19 protein-coding genes are annotated in these 18,007 nt (G+C 59.9%); 8 read left to right on the top strand and 11 right to left on the bottom strand.

Translation table 11 applies throughout. The features are described from left to right. The first annotated feature begins 89 nt into the window (after nucleotides 1-89). Entirely contained in the window at nucleotides 90-692 is a 603-nt protein-coding gene (locus Q7C33_RS21435) for a DUF695 domain-containing protein (RefSeq protein ID WP_407684128.1), read from the top strand. A gap of 159 nt (nucleotides 693-851) precedes the next feature. On the opposite strand, the gene Q7C33_RS21440 is transcribed toward Q7C33_RS21435, so the two are convergent. Then, a complete protein-coding gene (locus tag Q7C33_RS21440; RefSeq protein ID WP_407684129.1) occupies nucleotides 852-1,601 on the bottom strand; it encodes a hydroxypyruvate isomerase family protein in 750 nt (249 codons plus the stop codon). Between the two features lie 275 nt (nucleotides 1,602-1,876). On the opposite strand from Q7C33_RS21440, the gene Q7C33_RS21445 reads away from it, so the two are divergent. After that, the gene (locus tag Q7C33_RS21445) at nucleotides 1,877-2,926 is read left to right on the top strand and encodes a hypothetical protein (protein WP_407684130.1); all 1,050 of its coding nucleotides are present in this window, start codon (nucleotides 1,877-1,879) and stop codon (nucleotides 2,924-2,926) included. Between the two features lie 198 nt (nucleotides 2,927-3,124). Here the strand turns inward: Q7C33_RS21445 and Q7C33_RS21450 are convergent, their stop codons facing one another. Continuing rightward, nucleotides 3,125-3,838, bottom strand: coding sequence for a FadR/GntR family transcriptional regulator (locus Q7C33_RS21450; protein WP_198796271.1), 714 nt, complete (start codon nucleotides 3,836-3,838; stop codon nucleotides 3,125-3,127). Between the two features lie 96 nt (nucleotides 3,839-3,934). On the opposite strand from Q7C33_RS21450, the gene Q7C33_RS21455 reads away from it, so the two are divergent. Continuing rightward, nucleotides 3,935-4,678, top strand: a complete 744-nt coding sequence (locus Q7C33_RS21455) for a FadR/GntR family transcriptional regulator (RefSeq protein ID WP_030138634.1) — start codon at nucleotides 3,935-3,937, stop codon at nucleotides 4,676-4,678. A gap of 177 nt (nucleotides 4,679-4,855) precedes the next feature. Here Q7C33_RS21455 and Q7C33_RS21460 read toward each other — a convergent pair whose 3' ends face one another. The 7 genes from Q7C33_RS21460 to Q7C33_RS21490 form a co-directional block, all read right to left on the bottom strand. Further along, nucleotides 4,856-5,578: an oligogalacturonate-specific porin KdgM family protein gene (locus Q7C33_RS21460; RefSeq protein ID WP_030138633.1), complete on the bottom strand. Its 723-nt coding sequence runs from the start codon at nucleotides 5,576-5,578 to the stop codon at nucleotides 4,856-4,858. Between the two features lie 130 nt (nucleotides 5,579-5,708). After that, nucleotides 5,709-6,476 carry an ABC transporter ATP-binding protein gene (locus Q7C33_RS21465; protein WP_030138632.1) on the bottom strand — a complete coding sequence of 256 codons (768 nt, stop codon included), beginning with the start codon at nucleotides 6,474-6,476 and terminating at the stop codon, nucleotides 5,709-5,711. Between the two features lie 10 nt (nucleotides 6,477-6,486). Next, nucleotides 6,487-7,326, bottom strand: coding sequence for an ABC transporter ATP-binding protein (locus Q7C33_RS21470; protein WP_407684131.1), 840 nt, complete (start codon nucleotides 7,324-7,326; stop codon nucleotides 6,487-6,489). A gap of 10 nt (nucleotides 7,327-7,336) precedes the next feature. Continuing rightward, nucleotides 7,337-8,245, bottom strand: coding sequence for an ABC transporter permease (locus Q7C33_RS21475; RefSeq protein ID WP_407684132.1), 909 nt, complete (start codon nucleotides 8,243-8,245; stop codon nucleotides 7,337-7,339). Further along, nucleotides 8,245-9,282, bottom strand: coding sequence for an ABC transporter permease (locus tag Q7C33_RS21480; RefSeq protein ID WP_030138629.1), 1,038 nt, complete (start codon nucleotides 9,280-9,282; stop codon nucleotides 8,245-8,247). Before Q7C33_RS21480 ends, Q7C33_RS21475 begins: the two co-directional genes overlap by 1 nt. 34 nt (nucleotides 9,283-9,316) lie before the next feature. Beyond that, nucleotides 9,317-10,939: an ABC transporter substrate-binding protein gene (locus Q7C33_RS21485; protein WP_407684133.1), complete on the bottom strand. Its 1,623-nt coding sequence runs from the start codon at nucleotides 10,937-10,939 to the stop codon at nucleotides 9,317-9,319. 70 nt (nucleotides 10,940-11,009) lie between these two features. After that, nucleotides 11,010-12,164 carry a mandelate racemase family protein gene (locus Q7C33_RS21490; RefSeq protein ID WP_407684134.1) on the bottom strand — a complete coding sequence of 385 codons (1,155 nt, stop codon included), beginning with the start codon at nucleotides 12,162-12,164 and terminating at the stop codon, nucleotides 11,010-11,012. 266 nt (nucleotides 12,165-12,430) lie between these two features. On the opposite strand from Q7C33_RS21490, the gene Q7C33_RS21495 reads away from it, so the two are divergent. Next, nucleotides 12,431-12,847, top strand: a complete 417-nt coding sequence (locus tag Q7C33_RS21495; RefSeq protein ID WP_030138626.1) for a VOC family protein — start codon at nucleotides 12,431-12,433, stop codon at nucleotides 12,845-12,847. Between the two features lie 67 nt (nucleotides 12,848-12,914). Here the strand turns inward: Q7C33_RS21495 and Q7C33_RS21500 are convergent, their stop codons facing one another. After that, a complete protein-coding gene (locus Q7C33_RS21500) occupies nucleotides 12,915-13,142 on the bottom strand; it encodes a hypothetical protein (RefSeq protein ID WP_407684135.1) in 228 nt (75 codons plus the stop codon). Beyond that, nucleotides 13,139-13,651, bottom strand: coding sequence for a type VI secretion system amidase effector protein Tae4 (locus Q7C33_RS21505; protein WP_407684136.1), 513 nt, complete (start codon nucleotides 13,649-13,651; stop codon nucleotides 13,139-13,141). The genes Q7C33_RS21500 and Q7C33_RS21505 overlap by 4 nt, the downstream gene beginning before the upstream one ends. 172 nt (nucleotides 13,652-13,823) lie before the next feature. Between Q7C33_RS21505 and Q7C33_RS21510 the strand changes: the two genes are divergently transcribed. From Q7C33_RS21510 to dctM, 4 genes are all read left to right on the top strand, one after another. Then, nucleotides 13,824-14,816 (top strand): TRAP transporter substrate-binding protein, encoded by a 993-nt coding sequence (locus Q7C33_RS21510; RefSeq protein WP_407684137.1) that lies wholly within the window; start codon nucleotides 13,824-13,826, stop codon nucleotides 14,814-14,816. A 123-nt stretch (nucleotides 14,817-14,939) separates the two neighbouring features. Continuing rightward, the gene (gene dctP / locus Q7C33_RS21515) at nucleotides 14,940-15,935 is read left to right on the top strand and encodes a C4-dicarboxylate TRAP substrate-binding protein DctP (protein ID WP_030138622.1); all 996 of its coding nucleotides are present in this window, start codon (nucleotides 14,940-14,942) and stop codon (nucleotides 15,933-15,935) included. Between the two features lie 66 nt (nucleotides 15,936-16,001). Continuing rightward, a complete protein-coding gene (locus Q7C33_RS21520; protein ID WP_030138621.1) occupies nucleotides 16,002-16,634 on the top strand; it encodes a TRAP transporter small permease in 633 nt (210 codons plus the stop codon). Continuing rightward, nucleotides 16,631-17,914 carry a C4-dicarboxylate TRAP transporter large permease protein DctM gene (gene dctM, locus Q7C33_RS21525; protein ID WP_030138620.1) on the top strand — a complete coding sequence of 428 codons (1,284 nt, stop codon included), beginning with the start codon at nucleotides 16,631-16,633 and terminating at the stop codon, nucleotides 17,912-17,914. The genes Q7C33_RS21520 and dctM overlap by 4 nt, the downstream gene beginning before the upstream one ends. Nucleotides 17,915-18,007: the final 93 nt, after the last annotated feature.

An 18,007-nucleotide genomic window follows, 5' to 3' on the forward strand; every position in this document is an offset into this window, starting at 1 on the left:
AGCCCTCTGGCAGAATCGCGCCGCGATTAACCTTGAATGAACAAGACCAGTCTTCAGGAATGAAGTCCCGAGTTAACGGAGTAACCCCGATGGTTATAGAAAAAACACAGTGCTTTTTGCAGCTTAGCCGGATGGACACGCATAACCGACTCCGGTTGTTGGCACTGGCGAGCCTACTGCTTGTTGGTTGCTCAAGCTATAAACCCTATTCCCCCAAAGCGGTTGAACGGGACCCTTGCCTGGATGCGGGACCGGTCAAAAGCCAGGTATTCGACCGTTGCGTAGCGGATCGAGAAGCGCGCCAAAAAGTGGCCCTCAGCGCGCTTCTCGACGATGGCCCCTCCCACGAAAAAGCCCTCGTAATCGTCGACCTAGACGAGGAGCACTGTACGAAGTCGTTGTCCCCGGCAGAGGAACAAGCGCTTCCTGTATCGGTGATCGTCAGCTGGAAATTTTCCTCCGAGACGGCCTTGCCGACGCCCGAAGACGCGGCCCGGATGAAGAAGATGGAAGCATTGTTGCTGCCCGCCATACAGGAGAAAGGGTTGGCGAAATGGCTTTGCACCATCACGTCTGAATATCAGCGGGAATGGCTTTTCCTCACGCGAAACCACGAAGATTTTTTCACGCAGGCAAGGACCGCATTAAATGGGACGTACCCAATCGAGATGAGGGTAAACGGAGCACCGTAGCAAAGGCGAAGGGGTACAAACTCGAACCAGAAACCTAGCCGTTTTTTGTGGGAGCGAGCTTGCTCGCGATGACGGTGTATCCACCGACCATTTGGTTGAATGTGAATCCGCTATGCGAGCAAGCTCGCTCCCACAAGCGCGCGTATCGCCAGCTTTGTGTCAGGCGCTGAACTGCTTGATCCAATCAAGGCCTGCCACGGTAGAGCCGGTAGGACGGTATTCACACCCGATCCATCCTTTATAGCCACGCTGCTCCAACTCTGCGAACAAGCCCGCAAAATCCATGCTCCCCGTCCCCGGCTCATGACGCCCTGGGCAGTCGGCAATTTGCAAATGGACGGTTCGGTCATAGAAGCGGGCCAGGATATCCACCGCGTCTCCGGTAAGCCGTTGCGCGTGGTAAAGATCGAGGATCAGCCCGACACTCGGAAAACGCTCCAGCACCTGTTGAGCCTTGCTGAAGTCGGACATGTAATAGCCGGGCATTTCCTGCGCGCAGATGACTTCGACCAGCGGCCGCAAACCTTGGTCTTTGAGGAATTTGACGGCATATTCCAGGTTGCCCCAATAGACCAGCGCGGCATCTTCCTGCGTCGTAACGCCGGACATGATATGGACGTCGGAGCACGCCAGCGCTTTTGCATAACGAGCAGCCTGGAGCAGGCCGCTGCGAAATTCCTCACCCTTGCCGTGCAAGGCCGCAATACCTTTGGTCACGCCAGCCGGTGCGGCGAACTGGATCAGCGGCAGATTGTATTGAGCCAGATGATCAGCCAGAAGACTGGCGTCGAACTCATAGGGCGAAGGAAATTCCACCGCACGAAAACCCGCCGCGGCAGCGGCTTCGATGCGTTGCAGAAATGGCACTTCATTGAACTGAAAACCGAGATGAGCGTTGAACTTGAGCATTGGGTAAATCATCCATCCTGGGAAAAAGAAATCATCCGTTGAGAACAACTTGCGCAGCGCCAGCACCGCCTGTCGGGCGTGGGGCACCGTTCGGATCAAGTTTTTCGCACGGTATTAGATACCTTGATAGCGCGCGCGAAACCTGTTCAAAGCGCCCCCACAATTGATCATCAGCCTCGCAGCATTTTGTTTCACCAGTCCCCTGCAGGCGATGGACGCAATAGTGGCACTTAAGTAGCATTCACCCCCTTCATCGATCCCCTCAAGGATGACCCATGCTCGCCCTGCCTCGCTCCCCTGCCCCCTTGTTAGCGTTGTCCGCGTTGTTTGTATTGCTCGGCGGCTGCAGCGTCCATGGCAGTTACCCCGATGCCATCGAACCGGACGCCGCCAAGTTGCGGTTCGTCGCCAATACCAGCAACGCCACCCTGGATTATTTCGACGCGGCCCATTGCGACGGGCAGACCACGGGCATTCTCAACAACATGCTGCTGAGCGATACCGCGCGGCGGGTGGGGATGAGCGTTCCGGCGCCCAAGGATGCCAGGGGTTATCTGGAGGTCAAGCTCAAGCCCGGCGAGCAGATTCACCTGCGCACCAACATGAACAGCGGTTATGCCGTGTGTGGCAAGGGCTTCAACTTCACGCCCGAGGCCAATGCCGAATACGAGGTGACGTTCAAGTCCGAGAAGAACTTCTGCCTGACTCAGTTGCAACGCTTGCAACGGATCGACGGCAAGGACGTGCGCACACCGATCCCGATCCTGAAAAAGGACTTTCCCGCCTGCGCCGGGCGCAATGCGCTGTTTCCCAAGATCTACCCGGACACTCCCCATCGCTTGGAGCTGATGAATCGAGTCATCGACAAAAGCCTGGTCGTCACGGTGAAGACGGATCCGGCCAAGGAAAAAGTCGAGAGCTATTCGCCAGAGAAGCTGGACACCCTGATCAGCGAACGCAAGGCCAAGCTCGGCTTCGACCTGCCGGCTGACTACTGGACGCTGTACCGGGAAAACCTGAAGACGTTTGGCGATGACATGGCGCAGAACAAGGCGCACTCGATGGAACGCTTCAAGGAGGAATACCAGGCGCGCCTGCGGCAGTTGAAGGACGAGCAGTTGGAACAGTGGGCGTTGCCTAAAACCGCCGATGCCAAGCCGGAGAAAGCCGAGGTCGACCTGGACGTCGCCATGATGGTGGAGTATTTCCGGATCGTGAATGTGGTAACGGTCGAAGCGGTGGGTCATCACCTGGACAGGATGGCGCTGATGGATGAGCGTTACGGGGTGTGCGCGCGGTACGCGGAGTGCTGGAAGCGCAACTAGCAGGAGGATGGGCCACCATCTTCGCGAGCAAGCCCGCTCCCACAGGGGGGCGGCGGTAAACGCAGCATCTGCAAACGCCCGAGCCCCCGACTGTGGGAGCGAGCTTGCTCGCGATGGCGGTGTGTCAGTCGCATTAATGTTGACTGATCCGCCGCTTTCGCGAGCAAGCTCGCTCCCACAGGGGGGGACGGCGGAAGGTTACTGCGCGGTCAACTCGGTCAAAGCACGAACCCGCTGCTGCACATTGATCAAATGCAGCCGCATCGAAGCCCGCGCCGCATCGGCATCACGGCGCGCCAACGCCGCGTAGACCTGCTCCCGCTCACGCACCACCAACGCCCGGTTCTCGCCCGTCACCACCGGCCCGGCCTGTTGCACAACCGCGAGCAATGTATTGCCGACATGGGCGATGGCATCGATGAAGAAACTGTTGCCGGTGCATTGGGCGATCTGCAGATGAAATTCGAAATCGGCCCGGGCGCTGTCGTCATCCGTTGGGTCAAGCGCATTCGCTACGTCGAGCGCTTCACGCATCGCCAGCAATTGCTCCGGCGTAGCCCGTTGCGCGGCGATGCCGGCGGCTTCCACTTCCAGGCTCAGGCGCAGTTCGATGACGGCCAATGCGTCGTAGGCGCCGCCCTTGACGTGCTTGCTGCCCTGGAAATCTCCCGGCCGGGCGGTGTCGACCACAAAGGTGCCAATGCCGTGGCGTGTCTCGACCAAACCTTCGGCCTGCAGCCGGGACATGGCTTCACGGACCACGGTCCGACTGACGCCGCGTTCCTTGATGATGACCTGTTCGGTCGGCAGCTTGCTGCCCGCGGGCAGCTCGCCGGCGAGTATCTGCTGCGTCAGGTCGACCACCAGTTGCTGAGTCATGCTCAGGCGTCGATCGGTTGTGACACGCTCCATTGCACCTATCCATCAAGCCAGACGATCGCGGCATTATAGCCGCGACCTTGCCCCAAAACTCACTATAATGCCCGCTGATCACACTAGAGCACGCCGATGACGGACCAAGCGTTATCTCCATTGAACAAGCCGCGCCGCCTCGCCGAGACACTGGTCGACCGTTTTGCCCAGCGCATGCGCGACGGCATTCTGAAATGCGGCGAAAAGCTCCCCACCGAAGTGCACATCATGGAAGCCGAAGGCGTCAGCCGTTCGGTGGTGCGCGAGGCATTGTCGCGCTTGCAGGCGGCGGGGTTGGTGGAGACGCGCCATGGCGTCGGCACCTTTGTGCTGGACATGCCGGCGCCGGAAGGCTTTACCCTCGGGCCGGCAACGATTGCCACGTTGTCCGATGTGCTCAATTTGCTGGAGTTTCGCCTGAGCCTGGAAGTACAGGCCGCCGGCATGGCCGCCGAGCGCGCCACGCCCGAAGCCCTGGCCGAGCTGGCCCAGGCGCTGGAAGCGTTGTTGCAAGGGCCTGAGAAATCCGGCACCACGATCAATGCCGATTTCCAGTTCCACCTGAAGATCGCCAAGGCGGCCGGCAATTACTACCTGATCGATATCATGAAGCACCTGGGCACCAAGCTGATCCCGCGTACCCGGATGAACTCCGCCTATTCGGGGCAGAGTGATCGCAGCGCCTACCTGCAGGGGATCAATGCCGAACACCAACAGATTTTCGATGCCATCGCCAGTCACAATGTCGACGCGGCGCGGGCGGCCATGTACCTGCACTTGAGCAACAGCCGCATGCGCCTGTGTGAAACCCAACAACGCCAGGCGTTCTACAACGAGTAACCCCCGCAGTTTTGTGGCTGCAGTGACCACAGCATTTGTATCCTCCACCGCCCCCTGTGGGAGCGAGCTTGCTCGCGAAGGCGGCGGCACATCCAATATCATCGGCACAGGCAGACCGCTATCGCGAGCAAGCTCGCTCCCACAGTTTTATTCAGTGTTGACTACCTCTCCCACAACTCAGAAAAAGTTGTACTGGACCCCCACCCGCAACCGCAGTTGCCGATCACTGTCCACCGAGTTGACTTTGATATCACCCACTTCAAAGAACGGTGCCCAGCGCTTATCCCATTTGTACTTGACCACGGCATTCTGCTCATAGTCATCGGTGCCGCCGTTGTAGCGGATGTAATCGGCATCGAAGTAAGTCAGTTGATACTCGTAAGCCCAAGGCCCTTGGTTTGCATAGTTGATATAGACGTCGTAGCGATGGATCGTCTGGTCGTCCTGGCCGTTGTCCGGCACGTCGCGATCGACCTTGTCACGGTCCAGCTTGCTGACGTCGTAGCGATAGCGACCGGCGATGCTCAGTTCCTTGGTGATCTTGTAGCCCAGGCGCATGCCCGTCTTGTAGGTGGTGGATTCCTCGTCGCTTTCCATGGCGAACGAAGGCGTCAGCGTCCAGCGATCATCGATCTTGTGCTGGTAGTTGACGGTAAATTCGTGACCGCTGCCGACGGTGTTGTCGAAAGCGACATCTTCCCGGTCACCAGCGGTCTTGTATTTGAGCTCACCTTCCAGGCCCACACCGTTATCCAGCCTGATGCCGAACTTGGCGCGGTCGGCGTGCATGCGGGTCTTTTCAGCGTATTGATGGCGGACGTTGATATAACCGGTATCCGCCTGAGCGACAACCGAAGTGAACAGCGAAGCGATCGACAAAACTACCAGGGTCTTTTTCATGTTTTTTATTCTTGTAAGTTGAAATCAATAGTTGGGTTGAACGCCAAATCGCAGGCGAGCGCGTGCGCGCATTGAAACGTGCGGTTCAACGTGTTCTGCGGTTTAAAACAGGTACAGCGGGTTAGTTACTTCAAACGGCGATAGGGACTCGTTGTATGTCGCGACTGGCTTGCACCAGCAGGCGTGTGTATTCGTGGGCGGCGCCATCGTTTGCCAGTCGATGACTGTCGAGCGTCTCCACTACCCTGCCCTGCTGCATCACCGCCAGCCGATCGCACAAATGCGCAACGACGGCCAGGTCGTGGGTGACCATCAGATAAGTCAGCCCTTCCTGGCGGCGCAGTTCGGCCAACAGGTTGAGGATTTCCGCCTGCACCGAGACGTCCAGCGCCGAGGTTGGCTCATCCAGCAGCAACACCCGTGGGCGCAGGATCAGCGCCCGGGCAATCGCCACGCGCTGGCGCTGGCCGCCGGACAATTGATGCGGGTAACGAAAGCGAAAGCTGTCGTTCAAGCCGACTTTGCGCAGGATCTCGCTGACCTTTTGCCCACGCCCGTCGATGCCATGGATGCGCAGTGGTTCCTGCAAAGCGGCGTCGATGGTGTAGCGCGGATGCAGTGAAGCGTATGGATCCTGAAAAACCATCTGCACGGTGCGGTAGTGGTCCAGCGGCAGCTTGCGCGTCACCGCCCGGCCGGCGACTTGCAATTGTCCGGTCCAGTGCTGGTACTGTCCGGCCAGGCAACGCAGCACGGTGGTCTTGCCCGAACCGGACTCCCCCACCAGGCCGAAGGCTTCACCTTCGGCGACGCTCAAATCGACGTCGTGCAATACCGCATTCAGTGCCGCGCCCGTGCCGAAACTGAGGTTCAGGCCGGTGATTTCGATCATGCTCATGACAGGCTCCTCAAGGGTTCAACCAGTGTGGGTCGCGCTGCAACACCGGCAGCGTGGCGCGCGGATGGTCCAGGCTGGGCAACGCCGCCAACAGGCCTTGGGTGTACGGATGGGTGGCGTTGTCCAGGTCGGCGGCGGCAATCGACTCGACCACGCGCCCGGCGTACATCACCAGCACCCGATCACAGAAATGCCGCACCAGGTTCAGGTCGTGGCTGATGAAAATCAGCCCGAGGTCACGCTCGCAGACCAACTCTTCAAGCACGTTGAGCACCTGCCGGCGCACCGACACGTCCAGCGCCGATGTGGGCTCGTCGGCGATGATCACCTGGGGATCGGTGATGACCATCATGGCGATCATGATCCGCTGGCCCATGCCGCCCGACACCTCGTGCGGATACAGGTCATAAACCCGCCGAGGGTCGCGGATGTGCACCTTGGCGAGCATATCCAGGGCCCGTTCCCGGGCTTGGTGATGGGGCACCTTGTGGTGGGCGAGATAGGCTTCGGCGATTTGCTCGCCAACGCGCACCACCGGGTTCAGCGAGTACTTCGGGTCTTGCATGATCATCGACATGCGCGCCCCGCGAATCGCCTGGATCTGCTTTTCGCTGGCGCTCAGAAAGTCGATATCGGCAAAACGCAAGGTCTTGGCGGTGACCCGCGCCGTCGGTGGATGCAAGCGCAAAAGGCTGCGGCCGACGGTCGATTTACCCGAGCCGGATTCACCGACGATGGCGAGTTTTTCCCGGCCCAGGGTGAACGACACATCGCGCACCGCCAGCGAGGTTTTGCCCGCGTTGCGAAACTCCACGCATAAATCCTGTACGGCCAGTTTTATCTCAGTCATGGGACTTTCCTCAGGATTGGCTGCGGGGGTCGAGGACGTCGCGCAAGCCGTCGCCCAACAGGTTGAAGGCCAGGCTGACCAGCATGATCGCCGCACCGGGCGCCGCCACCAGCCACCAGCTTTCGAGCATGTAGCGCCGCCCGGTGGAGATCATCGCGCCCCACTCCGGCAGCGGTGCCTGGGCGCCGAGACCGAGAAAGCCCAGGGCAGCGGCAGTGAGGATGATGCTCGCCATGTTCATGGTCAGGCGGATGATCACCGACGACAGGCACATCGGGATGATGTGGCGCAGGATGATCCGGGTGCTCGACGCGCCTTGAAGTTGAACCGCGACGACGAAGTCAGCGTTGCGCAGCGGCAGCGTTTCGGCGCGAGCGAGCCGGGCAATCGGCGGCCAGGCGGTGAGTGCGATGGCGATCACCGCGTGCTCCAGGCCCGGGCCGAGGGCGGCAATGAAAGCCAGCGCCAACACCAGGCTGGGGAACGAGATGAAGATGTCGGTGATGCGCATGAACAGGCTGTCGACCCAGCCGCCGAAGTAACCGGAAACGGTGCCGACCAGCAGGCCGATGGGGCCGACGATCACCGTCACCAGCAAGACGATGTACAGGGTGATGCGCGAGCCGTACACCAGCCGGGCGAACACATCGCGACCGTATTCGTCCGTGCCGAACCAATGCGCGCTGCTGGGCGCTTGCAACGCGCCGGCAAGGTTCTGCAACAGGGGATCGTGACCGGCGATCCACGGCGCCAACGCCGCCACCACCATCAAGGTCGAGACCACAACCAGGCCGGCAAACGTCATCGGGTTGCGCAGCAGAAATCGCAGCAGTCGAGCGGCGCTGGCAACCAGGGCTGCCGTACTCGAAGCGGGCAGCGCGGCGCTGCCGGCTGCGCTGGAAGCAAGGGGCAGGTTCATTAGCGGGTCCTCGGGTCGAAGATCTTGTAGAGCGCGTCGCTGATCAGGTTCAGCGTCACGAAGATGAGGCCGATCAACAGCACGCACGCCATCACCGCGTTCATGTCGCCGAGCAACAAACTGCTCGTCAGGTACTGGCCGAAGCCCGGCCAGGCGAAGACGGTTTCGATCAGCACCGCGCCTTCGAGCAACCCGCCGTAGGCCAGCGCAACAATGGTCAACAGCTGCACGCGGATGTTGCCGAAGGCGTGGCCCCAGACGATCTTGCGCTGGGACAGACCCTTGACCCGCGCGGTAATGATGTATTCCTGGGACAACTGCTCAAGCATGAAGCTGCGGGTCATGCGACTGATGTAGGCGACCGAGTTGAAACTGAGGATCACCGCCGGCAGCAGGATGTGCCGCAGTGCGCTGCGAAAGGCTTCCCAATCGCCGGACCAGGCAGTGTCGATCAACAACAGCCCGGTGTGCGTCGGAATCAACCCGTCATAAGCCAGGCCGATCCGCCCGACACCGCCGGCCCAACCCAACCAGGCGTAGAACACCAGGAAAGCCATCATGCCGATCCAGAAAATCGGCGTGGAGTAACCGAACAGCGTGATCAGCCGAGCGACATGGTCACCGGCACGGCCCTGATGGGTCGCCGCGTAGACACCCAGCGGCAGCCCCGCCAACACGCCAAACAGAATGGCCAGGGTCGCCAGTTCCAACGTGGCCGGAAACACCCGGGCGATGTCGGTGATGACTGGATTGCCGGTCAGCAACGCCATGCCGAAGTCACCGTGGAGCAGGTCGCCGAGGTAGATCGCAAACTGCGTCCACAACGGTTTGTCCAGGCCCAGCTCCTTGTAGACCTGGGCATAGGCCGAGGCGTCGGCGTCCGGGCCGACGATGGCCAGCACCGGGTCCAGCGGCATCACCCGTCCGATAAAGAAAGTCAGCAGCAGCAACCCCAGCAGCGTCACCGCCACCGAGCCGCCGCGCCGGGTCGCCGAAGCGGCCCGGGTGGTCCAGATTGAAAAGGATGCAGTCGACATATTCATTCCTGCCTTGGCCTTGGGGCCGTCGATTTCAGCGCTGCTTATAGACGTCGCGAAGGCGCGTGGTGGCGGCGGTGTGGCCGATGTAGTTGCGCACGTCGGCGTGGATCACCACCTCGTCGACCATTTGCGAGACCGGCATGATTGCCCCGGCTTGTTGGTCGTAGAGGGTCTGGACCTGGGCGTACATCTGCCGCTGGCGCTCGGGGTCGCGCTCGCGCTCGGCCTGCTCGATCAACTGGTTGAGCTGCGGGTCGAAGAACGAGGTGCGCCAGCCCTGGAAATTGCTCAACTTGGCTTCGGTGCGGTTGTCCGGGTTGTACACCAGGGCGCGCAGGCTCGAATGCGGATGCCGCTCAGCCCCGCCGCCGCCACGCCCGACGAGGATGTCGAATTGACGGTCGCGCATCGCCCCGTAGATCTGGTTGCCGGTGCCGGTGATGATCGTCGCCTGGATGCCCGCTTGGGCGAGCGTCGCTTGCAGGCTGGTGGCGATATTGATGAACGGTGGATCGGTCAGCGAACGGATGCTCACCTTGAAGCCGTCGGCGTGACCGGCTTCCGCCAGGAGGCGCTTGGCCTTGGCCACGTCCAGGCGATAACCCGGATCGTCCAGGCGCGCCGGCAAGCCCAGTTGCATCGGCCGTTGGTTGATCACGCCGTAGTGCGGCATCACCACGTCGTTGATGCCCTGGTAGTCGATCAACAATCGGATCGCCTGGCGCACGCGGATGTCCTGGAACAGCGGCTGCTGCATGCTCAACGCCACGTAGTACAGCGTGCCCCGGGCGATGCTCTGGATGTGCACGTCATCGACCGCGCCCAGGGCCTTGATGTCGGTGGCCGCCATGCCGCGGGCAACGTCCAGGTCACCGCGCTCGACCATCAGGCGCAAGGCCTGGGATTCGGTCATGTTGCGCATGATCACCCGGCGCAACTTCGGCGCGCCGCGCCAGTAGTCATCGTTGCGACTCATCAGGATCACGTCGTTGGCGCGCCAGATATCCAGCTTGAACGCACCGGAACCTGCCGTATGCGTGGCCAGCCACGCCGCGCCCTGATCGTCGCCGACCTGATGCTGCAAGGCCACCGAGCGATCGACGATGAAGGCACTGGGCGAGGTCGCCAACGTGTTGAGCACCAGCAACGGATCGGTGCTGCGCGGCAGCTCCATGACAAAGGTGTGCGGCCCTTCGGCGCGCATCAGTTTGACGACGTTTTCGGCGGTGAAGCCGTAGGCTTTCCAGGTCGAAGCCAGGGCGCGATTGAGCGTGACCACCCGCTGCAAGGACCAGGCGACGTCTTGCGCAGTGAGCGGCGCACCGGAGTGAAAGCGCACGTCGTCGCGCAATTGAAAGGTCAGGCGCATACGGTCCGGGCTGATTTCCCAGCTTTTGGCCAGGGCGGGAATCAGCGTGTCCGGCTTCGCCGCGTCTTGCTCCAGGAGCATGTCATAGACGTTGGCGTTGACCTCGGCCACTTCGAGCCCCGTCGCGGCAGCCGGGTCGAGGGACAGCAGGTTGATCATGCTCATGCCCACCACCAATTGGTCGGCGGGCGTTTCGCCTTGGGCCAGGCTGACGGGCACCTGCACTGCGCACAGGGCCACGATGACACAGAGCAGCCTGGACAGGCGCTTGGGCCAGAGTTTCATGGTTCAGTCCTTTCTTATATTTATAAAGACTTTGTCGTCCGGGCCGTTCAGCCTCGGACGCAGTGCGCCATCAGTGCCGGGATAATGTATTGGCTTCGATATACGCGAAGTTGATGTCCTCGCCCAACCCCGGCCGATCCGACAGATGCACATAACCGTCGGCATCCATCGGATCGACGAGGCTGTTGAGGTGCGCCGGCACTTCCTCGTAGTCGAGAAACGGGTGCAGCAGGCCACGCTCGTACCAACGACAATTGCTGATCGCCCCGACCACGGCGAGGTTCGCCGCGCCGTTGCCGTGGACTTCGCAATCCATGCCGAACGACTCGGCCAGATGCGCCACTTTCAGGCACGGCCCGATACCGCCGACGCCGGCCACGCCGGCGCGCAGGATGTCACAAGACTTCTGCGTCACCCAACTGGCGCGGCTGTGGAATTTGCCGGCGATGCTTTCCGGGCCCAGCACCGGGATGTCCAGGTTCGCAGCGAGCCAGGCGTAAGACTCGGCGGAGTCTTCCATCATCGGCTCTTCGAACCAGGCGAAATTCAGCTTCTCCAAGGCCTTGCCGATGGTCAGCGCATCCATGCGGCTGTACCAGTGGTAGCCATCGAGCATCAGGGCGATGTCCGGGCCAACCGCCTCGCGGACGGCGGCGCAGGCCTGGATGTCCATTTGCGGATTTGGTGCGAAGGAAATCGGCGGCATCCAGGTGTGCAGCTTGATTGCCTTGTAGCCGCGCTTGACCAGCTTCTCGGCAAACTGGCCGTACTCATCCGGCGTCGACAGACCACCCGGCAAATCGTCGCCGCACATCGTCGAGCCATAGGCCAGGACCTTGTCGCGGTAACCGCCGATGAGCTTGTGCACCGGCAACTTCAGCTTGCGCCCGGCCAGATCCCACAAGGCTTGTTCCACCAGGGCCAGGGCCCGATCGGTGAATTGCCCGGCGCTGCCGCGCTGCCAGTGCGCCAGATCCTGCCAGATGCTCTCACGGTCCATCGGGTCGCGGCCGATCAGCACCTTGCGCACGAAGGATTCGATGATCTGCGGGCGAATCAATTCAGGCGTACCGAAGGCATAACCCTCCGATCCGTCGTCGCAACTGATTCGCAGCAGGGCCATCTTGATCATGACTTCGTCGCCGGGATGGGCGTGGCCGGCACTGTCTTGGGCGCGACGCGACGGGGTGGAAAAGATTTCGACGTTAACGCCTGTGATTCTCATGGGAGGGCCACCGTGTTGTTATTTTTTATTTGTATGTCGTCATACAACGTGATGGATTATTCGAATGTTTCCGCAGGCGTGTCAACCCACAAAGCCACACAAACAGGAGATTTTTTCGTCAACTCATCTTTCTCATGAAGATGACGACTGCAAAAGTTGTCATACCACGCGGTACGTCATCGCTGGGAATCAGCTCGCTCCCTCTGCGGGAATTGTTGGACTAAAGTGACTGGGTCATTGGCGCGACACCCCATGCGGAGGCCGGTATGAAGGACTTCACCATCGAACGCATCGACCACATCGTCCTGCGGGTAACCGACATCGAGCGCAGTCTCGCCTTCTACACCTCGGTGTTCGGCTGCGAGCTCAGGAAGCGTCGGGACGATCTGGGATTGATCCATCTCGGTGCCGGTGCATCGATGATCGATCTGGTGGCTGTCGATGGCCCGCTTGGCCGCCAGGGTGGCGCGGCTGCCGGCAAGCAGGGCCACAACGTCGATCACTTCTGCCTGCGCATCGAGCCGTTTGACGAACCAGCGCTGCTCGCTCATCTGCACGCAGCCGGCCTGGCCGTCGAGAAAGCACAGATGCGTTTTGGCGCGGAGGGTAAGGGATTGTCGATCTATTGCGCCGATCCGGATGGCAACCAGATCGAGTTGAAGGGGCCATCGCTGGAGCCTTGAGCTCCAGCCAGCCTGATGCGGTCAGGCCAAGAGGTATGAAAAAACGCCTATCGCGTGCACTGTTTGGTTAAATCCTTTTCGCGCGCCGACGGCTCCAGATAATGCCCGCCGCAGCCGCGATAATCATCACTCCGATATTTCCGAACAGCCAGATCGCGAAATTGCGACTCTGGTCCGCATCGCTTTCATACAGCGGACCCAAATAGGTTCCGATCAGTATGAAAATCAGATTAAAAGCACCCATGGCCGAAGCGACCAGCAGCAAGACGAACAAGACTCCTTTGATGACCTTCATATGACCTTCCAGAACCAGATGTCCTTGGACTCATGGTAATCCGAGAAGGTACCTTCGATGGAGAAGCCCATTTGTATTCGTGGGTAACTCAACCAGTCCGTCAGCCGGCGACCATTCCAAAGGTCGATGTGATCGCCACTGCGATTGGCAGAGGTTTCATTTGCCCGGCGCCAGAAGTCCTTGAAGAAAATGATTCCCTGCTGCCCTTCCAGGCTGTCTTCAAAGTCTTCGCTTTTGACGGTTTTCATGCCTTGCAAGCCGGGAATCCTGGCTCGACTCAAGGCTTTGGCGAGTTCTTCGGCAGCCAATATGTGCCCTTCGCTCTTGGGATGCTGCCAACAATGACGCACACTCCTGAGCTGGCTCATGTCGGCGCCTGCGCGCCGCAGGGCCACGCCGAGATTGATCGCGCATTGATCGCTAAAGTTCTTGGAACCATTCGTCCTGCAAGGCGCGGCGTCGCCGAATATTTCGGGATGACTCTTCCATAACGTATCAAACGTAAACACCCTGTTCCCCCTGCGGCTTTTGATCCTGGAGGCCTAGCCTAGCAGATGGCGAAACAGCTTCATTTTACCTATCACCCAATCACCCGCGTTTTTTCTCCTAGACTTGCCATGTTTGCAGTTCGCCGGGGCTGGGATGAGCCCGCACGATAAACATAATTCCAAGAGAATCGCCATGCTCAGACCCTTATGGAACGCGCTCGCCTTCACGCTGGCTTTCACCACGCTGGGCACCGCTGCGGCGGACCCCATCGTCATCAAGTTCTCCCACGTGGTGGGCGAGCAGACGCCCAAGGGCCAAGGCGCCTTGATGTTCAAGAAGCTGGTGGAGGAACGCTTGCCGGGCAAGGTCAAGGTGGAGGTTTATCCCAATTCCACGCTTTATGGCGATGACAAGGAAACGGAAGCGTTACTGCTGGGAGACGTGCAGATCATTGCGCGTTCGCTGGCCAAGTTCGAGCAGTACACCCGCAAGGTACAGCTGTTCGACTTGCCGTTCCTGTTCGACGACATTGCCGCGGTAGACCGTTTCCAACAGAGCCCCCAGGGCCAGCAATTGCTCAAGTCCATGGAAAGCAAGAACATCACGGGCCTGGCCTATTGGCATAACGGCATGAAGCAATTGTCGGCGACCAGGCCACTTCGTACGCCCGAAGATGCGCGCGGCCTGGTCTTTCGCGTGCAGACTTCCGCCGTACTGGAGGAGCAATTCAAGGCAGTGGGCGCCAAAGGGCAACCGATGATTTTTTCGGTGGTGTATCAGGGCTTGCGTACGGGCCTGGTCAACGGCACGGAAAACACCTATTCGAATTTCTACAACCAGAAACTCCATGAGGTGCAGAAATACGTTACCGAATCCAACCACGGCATACTTGATTACATGCTGATTACCACGTCGGACTTCTGGAACGGCCTGCCGCCGGATATCCGCGCGGAACTGCAGAAGATCGTGGTCGAATCCACTGCCCATGCCAACAAGGAAGCGGAGCGATTCAACCAGCTGGACAAACAGCACGTCCTGGACGCCAAGACCACCGAGATCATTACCCTCACGCCGCAAGAGCGCAACGCCTGGCGCGACAAGATGAAACCGGTGTGGGCGAAGTTTGAAAAGGACATCGGCCCGGACCTGATCCAGGCTGCCGAAGCGTCCAACCCGGCGCAGTAATACGCGGCACTTGATGTCACAATGCCCCGGCAAGCTATTTTCTGCCTAGACTTGCAACTGTCCCACCGTGCGTTTTGTTGAATGAGCCCGCACGGGCAAAACTAAAAATAAAAGGGAACCCCAATGTTCAAACCTATGTGGAAAGCACTCGTCTGCACGCTGGCCCTCAGCGCGCTGGGCTCGGCCATGGCAGCCGATCCGGTGGTCATCAAGTTCTCGCACGTGGTGGCCGAACAAACCCCTAAAGGCCAAGGTGCGTTGCTGTTCAAGAAGTTGGTGGAAGAACGCTTGCCGGGCAAAGTCAAAGTCGAGGTGTACCCCAACTCCTCGCTGTTCGGCGACGGCAAGGAAATGGAAGCCCTGCTGTTGGGCGACGTGCAGATGATCGCGCCGTCCCTGGCCAAGTTCGAGCAGTACACCAAGACCGTGCAGTTGTTCGACTTGCCGTTCCTGTTCGACGACATCTCCGCCGTGGACCGTTTCCAGTTGAGCCCAGAAGGTCAGAAACTGCTCAAGTCCATGGAAAGCAAGAACATCACCGGCCTGGCCTATTGGCACAACGGCATGAAGCAAATGTCCGCCAACAAACCGCTACGCGAACCCAAGGATGCCCGTGGCTTGAAGTTCCGCGTACAGGCGTCTGCGGTGCTCGAGGAACAGTTCAAGGCCGTCAACGCCAACCCGCGCAAGATGAGTTTCGCCGAGGTGTACCAAGGCCTGCAGACCGGTGTGGTGAACGGTGCGGAGAACCCCTACTCGAACATCTACAGCCAGAAGATGCATGAAGTGCAGAAGTACATCACCGAATCCAACCACGGTGTACTCGACTACATGCTGATCACCAACACCAAGTTCTGGAACGGCCTGCAGCCGGACGTGCGTAGCGAACTGGACAAGATCCTGGTTGAAGTGACCGCGCACGTGAACAAAGAAGCCGCGCAACTTAACCAGAACGACAAGCAGCGCATTGTCGACGCCAAGACCACCGAAATCATCACCCTCACGCCTGAAGAGCGCAACGAATGGCGCGACAAGATGAAGCCGGTATGGAAGAAGTTCGAAGGTGACATCGGTGCCGACCTGATCAAAGCCGCCGAAGCCTCCAACAAGGCACAGTAATGGGTTGGCCGGCGCTGCTGTCGAGGCAGCGCCGGCCTGTCGTCCTCCCTGCAGGAGATGCCATCCATGAACGCCCTTCGGCGCACTTGGGAACATTTCGAGGAAGCTTTCATTGCCTTCCTTTTGGCCGCCATGACGTTGGTCACCTTCGTCTACGTGGTCCTCAACAACCTTTATGCCGTGTTCTATAGCCTTGGCGACAACTGGCCGGCCGCCAGCGAGTCGATGTTCGCCATTGGCGACGGCATCATGGGCATGGCCCAGGCGATGACCTGGAGCAGCTCGCTGACCAAGGCGCTATTTGGCTGGCTGATTTTCTTCGGTCTTTCCTACGGCGTGCGCACCGCAGGACACATCGGTGTCGACGCGCTGGTGAAACTGGCGAGCAAACCAGTGCAACGCTACATCGGCGTGATCGCCTGCCTGTGCTGCCTGGGTTATGCCGGGTTGCTGGCAGTGGCGAGTTTCGAGTGGATCAACACGTTGATGATTGCTGAGATCGGCGCCGAAGACCTCGGCCATTTCGGCATCATGCAATGGCATGTCGGGCTGATCGTGCCCGTAGGATTCGCCCTGGTGTTTATCCGTTTCGCGGAGATTCTCGTACGCATTTTGATGAATCGTCAGACGGGCCTGGGCCTGGCGGATGAAGCAGCGGAAGCGATCAAACTGACCGAGATCGAGGAAGACAAGCCATGACCATTGCCTTCCTGTTCATTGCGCTGTTCGTGCTCATGTTCATCGGCGTGCCGATTGCGATTTCCCTGGGCCTAGCCGGATCGCTGACGATCATTTTCTTCAGCCCCGACTCGGTGCGTTCCCTGGCGATCAAGCTGTTCGAAACCAGCGAGCACTACACTTTGCTGGCGATTCCGTTCTTCCTGCTGGCCGGTGCGTTCATGACCACCGGTGGCGTGGCACGACGGTTGATCGATTTTGCCAACGCCTGTGTCGGCCACATCCGTGGCGGCCTGGCGATTGCGGCAGTGTTGGCGTGCATGTTGTTTGCCGCGCTGTCCGGTTCCAGCCCCGCAACGGTGGCGGCGGTGGGCTCCATCGCGATTGCCGGCATGGTGCGTTCGGGTTATCCACAAGCGTTTGGCGCCGGCATCGTCTGCAACGCCGGCACTTTGGGCATCCTGATTCCGCCGTCGATCGTGATGGTGGTGTACGCGGCCGCGACCGAAACCTCCGTAGGCAAGTTATTCATGGCCGGTGTGGTGCCGGGCCTGTTGCTGGGTGTCTTCTTGATGGTGGCGATCTACATCGTCGCGGTGAAGAAAAACCTGCCAGCCTTGCCCAGGGCAACCTTGCGCGAATGGCTGACGGCGGCACGCAAGGCGGTCTGGGGCCTGCTGCTGATGGTCATCATCCTCGGCGGGATCTATTCGGGGATGTTCACACCCACCGAGGCTGCGGCGGTCGCAGCGGTGTATTCGGCGTTTATCGCACTGTTCGTCTACAAGGACCTGACGTTCCGCGAGACGCCGAAGGTGCTGCTGGAGTCGGCCAAGTTGAGCATCATGCTGATGTTCATCATTGCCAACGCCATGCTCTTCGCCCATGTGCTGACCACTGAGCAACTGCCGCAACAGATCACCGCGTGGGTGATCGAGGCCGGGTTGACGCCAGTGACCTTCCTGCTGGTGGTGAACATCGTGCTGCTGATTGCCGGTGCGTTCATGGAGCCGTCGGCGATCATCCTGATCCTGGCGCCGATCCTGTTCCCGATCGCCATGAAACTGGGCATCGATCCGATTCACCTGGGCATCATCATGGTGGTGAACCTGGAAATCGGCTTGATCACGCCGCCGGTGGGCTTGAACCTGTTTGTCACCTCGGCGGTGACCGGCATGTCGCTGACGGCCACCATCCGCGCAGCCATGCCGTGGCTGATGATCTTGCTGGCGTTCCTGGTGTTGATTACCTATGTGCCGTGGATTTCGCTGGTTCTGCCGAACTGGTTGGGAATGAGCTGATCCTGTGGCGAGGGAGCTTGCTCCCTCGCCACAAAGACGCAGCCGCCACAGCCCTTGGGCGCATTGCGTTATGATCCCTGCTTCCTTCTGAAG

Source organism: Pseudomonas sp. BP11-1-1, assembly GCF_052112105.1.
In the GTDB taxonomy this organism is placed as follows: Bacteria; Pseudomonadota; Gammaproteobacteria; order Pseudomonadales; family Pseudomonadaceae; genus Aquipseudomonas; species Aquipseudomonas alvandae.